The organism is Novipirellula sp., from assembly GCF_041583735.1.
Lineage (GTDB): Bacteria > Planctomycetota > Planctomycetia > Pirellulales > Pirellulaceae > Novipirellula.
The window spans coordinates 1-5974 of the sequence record NZ_JBFHFD010000540.1; the positions used below are offsets into that span (position 1 = coordinate 1).

The window sequence follows — 5974 nt, forward strand, 5'->3', positions numbered from 1 at the left end:
CGGTTCAGCCAGTCTCGCGGAATCGCCATCCTCGTCGGTAACGCCGACCAGGGTCACGCCGCCAAAGATGTCGCCCAATCTAAGCGGTTTTGAACACGAGGTATGAAAGTCAATGGTTTGCAGCAAAGTTCCGCCTGCGGCAGGATCCGCGTCGTAGATCAAGACGTAGGTGGACGAACCGAAACTCGTGTCGCTGTACGCTTGAGTCAGATCAAACGCGTCTCCCAGTCCCACAGTGCCCGCAAAGAATTGCCCCCCCTCTGCGTCCGAGTCCTTGCTTCCGATGATGTAAACATCCATCGGCGCCGGATCCGAAAGAGTGCCGGCCACCACCGCTTTGCCTTCCTGCGGATTGCTAATGAAATTGTTGCCTTCGTAACGCAACGTCAGCGTATCGAAATCATCCAACCCTAGATCGCCACAGACATCCACGCCCACCAAACCGCTTGACTCCGCTTTACCACGAGTGAATTTTTCGATGCTCAGTGGGTTCACAAAGTGATGGCTCGGATTTTCAGCCATTACCATTCCTGGATCGGCGGTAACCTTACCGATATTCATCTGCTGGCCAACCGCGTCCGCAATTTCAACGGCCTGGTAATACCACGTTTCGCTGGGGTCCAGTAAACCGTCTCCGTTCACGTCACCCACGTTTGTGCCATTGGTCTGCAATACGGGTTCGACAACCACTCCGGTATTGTCGGTAACCATCACATTGGACAGGGGAACGCCACCAGGATTGGTGATTTCATAGGTAAATGTGATCTTGTCGCCAAGTTGTGCCATCGGGCCAGTCGGAAGATCGGCCGGAACACCGATATTAGAAGCATCAAATGGATGATCCCCTTCCAGCACGACCGTAGGCCCCTGCAATTCCAGCGGCCCCAACGGTGGCAATTGATCAGCCAGCACAGTCGACGATCCCGTGTCTCCGACCGCGCCAACAATCTTCACTCCTCCGATGACATCGCCTAAGTTGATCGGCTGAGAACACGACGTGTGATACTGCATCGTTTGCAGCGGAGCAGCCCCCGCATTAAACGAGGCAACGCTGTCGAACAGATAAATCATCATGTTCGAGCTGAATTTGCTCGAGTCGGCGTTGGCGGCTGTCGCGGTGAACGGGTCATCCAAAGATACGGTGCCCGAGAAGTAGTTCGCTGCGTCACCCGAGAACACTTTGTGAAGGTCTGTCGAATTCGTCACGACAAAGTACGAATCGTGAGGCGTTGAATCCGCGACGCCACTGGTCCCCGCTTTGCCAGGATCTTGATCCGTCTGAACATTGCTGCCGCCGACATAGTCAAACGTCAATTCGACCGGTTTGCCGACTTCACTGCACACCAACACTTCGCCGGTGACACCGAAATGATGGGCGGGGTCATCATCCATGACCATCGCACCACTATCGACAAAATTGCCAGTCACCTTGCCGATATTACGGTACTGGCCCGCCAATTCAACCGTTCCCTTGGCGGTGTAGATCCACTGTTCGCCAAGTTCCAGTAACCCGTCGCCATCATCCCCCTTGACGTACTGAGGGTAAAAATCATCGGCGGGGTCATTGGGGGTCCCTGCGTCGTCGACCACAACCACATTGGTAATCGGTCGATCGTTCGGGTCAGGATTGGTGACGACATAGGTCCACACGACTTCACTGCCGACCATGACTTCCGGTCCGCTCGCGGTGGTATCCGCATCCTCACCCAATCCGGCCGGTGCGATCACGGATCCCTCTTTCCCCGCCATTTCAACCACCACAACACTGCCAATCACATCGCCAAGTCGAATCGGTTGTGAACAAGATGTGTGGTACTGCATCGTTTGCAGCGCAGCGGCACCAGCCTCGAACGCGGACTGATTGTCGTACAGCTGGATGATCGTGTTGGACATGAACGACTTGGTCCCTGCCAGACTGGACGAAGCCGTGAATGAATCCCCCGCAGCGACGGTGCCCGCAAAGAAAACATTGCTTCCCCCATCGCCGACGACAATGTAAGTATCCGTAGCAGACGCATCCACAGATCCGCTTGCCGTTGCCTTGCCCGGATCCTGAGCCGTATTGACACTGGTGCCTGGGGTGTACTGCAATGTCAACACGGTTGTCTTGCCTGTTGCATCGCAAATGTTGCCCGAATGGACGACAACCGGTTTGACGAACTTTTCGATATCAATCGCAGGCCCCGGAGCCTCATCGACTCGCGTGTACTTCTTGATCGCAACATCGGACGCCTGCACGATCCCGGCGTCCCAAGTCAGATCACTTTCACCTGCCTGTAAAGTCGTCACTGCGGCGGCACCAGTGATCACGTCCGCATCACTGTCGTCGGCGGCGGTCGAACCGACCGCATTGTGTGTCGTGAACTCAAATCCGCTCGGCAATGTCGATGCATCAAAGACAACGAAATAGTCGCCTGGGTCGAGATCCTCGAACAAGTAATAACCGGGCGTCGTCCCCACAGTCGTGGTCACACGCGAATCGATAGGCCCCGCGTCATCGCCACCCGGCTCCGCAACGCCGTCGCCATCGACGTCCGAATACAGATGGACGCGGACGCCGTTCACCCCAGTGTCGCCGTCATCTTGGATACCGTTGCGATTCACATCCTGCCAAACGAAATTGCCAAGCTCTGCCGGTTCAACCACTTCGCGCTCGATCGGGCCAAGCAGTGTCTTGTTGCCACCCCCGAAATCAACGTTGAAATTGCCGTTGAAGGTCGAGTTTTCGCTGGTGATCCGCATACCGATATCTCGGTCCGCATAATACGCAGGCCGCGGATTGCCACTGGCCGTTAGCACCCCAGGAACGGACAACGCCCCGCCCGTCACCTGCAGACGCACATCAAAAACATCCGTCGTCGTAGCGTTACCGGAGTCGGCATAACCAAACGCAATCACTTCGCCGGTTAACAGATCACCCGTCACATCGGGAATGGAATCCGAGTCGAGGTTGAGTGAACCAGTAATTTTGAAGTCGTGTCCAGCCACGCCTCCAGCAAAATTTCCCGTGTCGTCGACTTTGAATTCAAGCTGAAAACTTTTCGGTGCCTGGACCTGTGACCCGAATCCGAAAAAAGTGGTCTTAAATAGCAACGGAGTCGCGTCAGCGACAAACGTATCCGTTGCCGCATTGTACTGAACCGATCCATTGAAGTTCGCATCGAATGTTGGAAACGCTGGGTTCATTTCCAGTAACGCCATCATGCGGCGATCCTCGAGCAGTTCCGCCTGAATCCGTCGCCTCGCCCCATGTCGAGTGCGTCGCGGCTTTTTCGTCTGCGATACTGAAGAAGCCGAGCCGAACAGGGAGGTGATTTGAGACAGTCGCATGAAACGAAACCTGGGCGGGGGGCAAGGGCAGCGGAATGGAGGGAAACACAGCCGTGGGGATGGAGCAATAGCCCCCTACTGTAATCAGAACACATCCTTGTCAACACTTGGGGGGCCACAGAATCGGAGAATGATTCTCAAGAAAAGCCAGGTAGAAGCCTGGGTCCGAAATGGGACAGGCATCGAGAGGGTGATCAAGCAAGATTCGCTTCAGGATCTTTGGCAAGATCCTTGACATTGTCGCACGGCTTTCCAAGCCGTTAGCGGTAGCGTGGTAAAGCATTTCGTAGCGAAACTCGCCAACAGTTTCGGGGGACAATACGTCAATGGAACGAAAGTCTTGACGACTTCCGCTACGCTAAATTAGCCAAACCCTATAAGAAAAATGCTTCACAGCGCTGCGTTAGCGGGCATCACGTTGGATCGTCGAGAGTGAGATGAACCACACCGAAGCCTAAGGCACGTTCACCGTGACACTGCCAGCTTGGAAAGCGGGGCGACAAAGCGATCAAACGGCCAGACGACTGCGATTTCGTCGCCGCGAAAAAACGCTGCCGACGACCAAAACGGATCCCCAAATCGCCATCGAAGCGGGCTCAGGTACTGGACGCCCGATGTTCGCAGCCCCTGTAGCCCCAAAGGCATCAGTGAAAGTATAGAGACTATCCCCATAATGCCAGGACTGAAGCGTCATCTTTATAACGGCACCGCCATATTGGCTCTGGAAAAACGGGGCGAGGGTGCCTGTAAACTCCTTATCCGTCACCTTAAATTCCAATATGTGTGACGTCGAGAAAACCGCCATGTTCATTTCGGTGATTGTGCCACTCAGCAATACAACTTCACCAGTCGAGGCGGTACCCAAGGAACCGTGCACAGTGAAGCTGGCTTCTGAGATCGTACCATCCGCTGTGATGTTCGCTTGCATTTGGAATAGGCCAGAAGATGTCGCCCCAAGCGTCGCGCTGTATTTATCCGGCAGGATATTCACATCATCACCCAAAAGCGGCTTGTACATCATGGCTTCCCCTTGCGACACAAACTCGCTTCCATCATAGGTCGCCCACAAACCTGCAACGTAAATGTCGGGCGGAGGCACCGTGGTCATGACACCTGCGTGGGCCTGGTTCATTCCAACGGCAAACACCAGCGGTACGATGAGTGCAAGGGTTCGAAACAAAATAAAACCGGAATGTTCGAGTCACGGGAGGGGGTGGCAGTTTCCAAGATCAGAACGCCCCAATCGGCTCAATCGTACTCACCAGAATCCCCACCGCAAGGGCATTCCCCCAGGACTCCCCCCCGAACCTGAAGCTTCCGTTCAGCAGACACCGCGGTCTGGGCACCAAGAAAAACCCTTCAGCCGGCTAGAACGCCGGAAACTGGCACCTACAGAACCAGAATCACTGTGGGTGGAGGCGATAAAGAAAGGGCGATTCGTCCTTAGCTGCCAAAGCCGCGTTCTAGCGCGGAGTGTGGGATTTCCACCCGGAAAACCACGAGTGCTGTGCTGTTTTGGGGATTTCATGTGCCCGGGACGCGCAACATTGTGTTGACTTGACGTCGGCAATCTTACCCGGCTTATTTTGAGACAACAGTTCCGTCGCAGCGGTCGCAGCGCACAGATCGGTCAATTCCTCGACAGGCTCAACAAACTCCCCCCGCAAGCGACGACACTCATCGCAATCACACTCTTCCACACGCGGAGCTCGTTGGATCAACAGAGCCACTACGAACGCACAAATAGCGAAGAAAACAAGGACGCCAACAATGATGGCCGTTAAAGTGGTCATCTCCCAAACCTTTTCATAAAACGGGATTCGCCCGCAGAATGCGCTCCGCATTCGCGTTCCGCAGCAAGCGACATCCTCCCTAATCAATAACCTAGGTCACTCACCAACGCCTTGCATCAAAATCCACCCCAAAAATCTGCATTCATCTCATCTTTTTACAACTGTCTCAATACGAGTCACGCTTCGGCAAAGAAAACCCCGGTTCCCTACCCAACTGCAAAAAAATGCTCGCAAACGCCGCAGTGCCCCCTTCGATGCTACTAACCATTGTCCACCTGATAGGCAACATTGCAAATTCTGCGCCAAGATGCTATCAGGCAGCAGCTTTTAACACAATTTGATGTTTATGGCTTAAAAAAGGAGAACATTTCAAAAATCTCCGCGACTTCCGCTACACCTATGTCTTTTTATCTTCCTGTCACCCATCTTCCTGTAATCTCAATCGCCACCACGTAATGATCGCGGAGCGATCAACGACAAACCCCCGTAGTGGATCTTGCTACAGATCCCTCAAGCAACAGCTCCACGACCGATGGCAGGCTGGAAGCCTACCCCACATCCAAAAGTCTCCGCGACTTTCGCTACGGCCAGTGCTCTTATGTTTTTGCCACCCATTTTTTTGCCGCCAATTTTCTTGATCCAATAACCGCCAGCGACAGCACTATCACGACGACAGGCTGGCAGCCTATCCCACATTCGAAAGTCTCCGCGACTTTCGCTACGGCCAGTGCTTTTAATCTTCCTGTCACCCTTCTTCCTGTAATCTCAATCGCCACCACGTAATGATCGCGGAGCGATCAACGACAAACCCCCGTAGTGGATCTTGCTACAGATCCCTCAAGCAACAGCTC

The 5974-nt window shown here is 54.1% G+C and carries 2 protein-coding genes; both read right to left on the reverse strand.

What is annotated here, in order from left to right; translation table 11 throughout:
* Positions 1–3330 (reverse strand): SdrD B-like domain-containing protein (locus tag ABX962_RS27750; protein ID WP_372724310.1); only part of this gene is annotated, 3330 nt, incomplete at its 3' end.
* A 508-nt stretch (positions 3331–3838) separates the two neighbouring features.
* Positions 3839–4510, reverse strand: coding sequence for a hypothetical protein (locus tag ABX962_RS27755; protein WP_372724312.1), 672 nt, complete (start codon positions 4508–4510; stop codon positions 3839–3841).
* Between the last annotated feature and the right edge of the window lie 1464 nt (positions 4511–5974).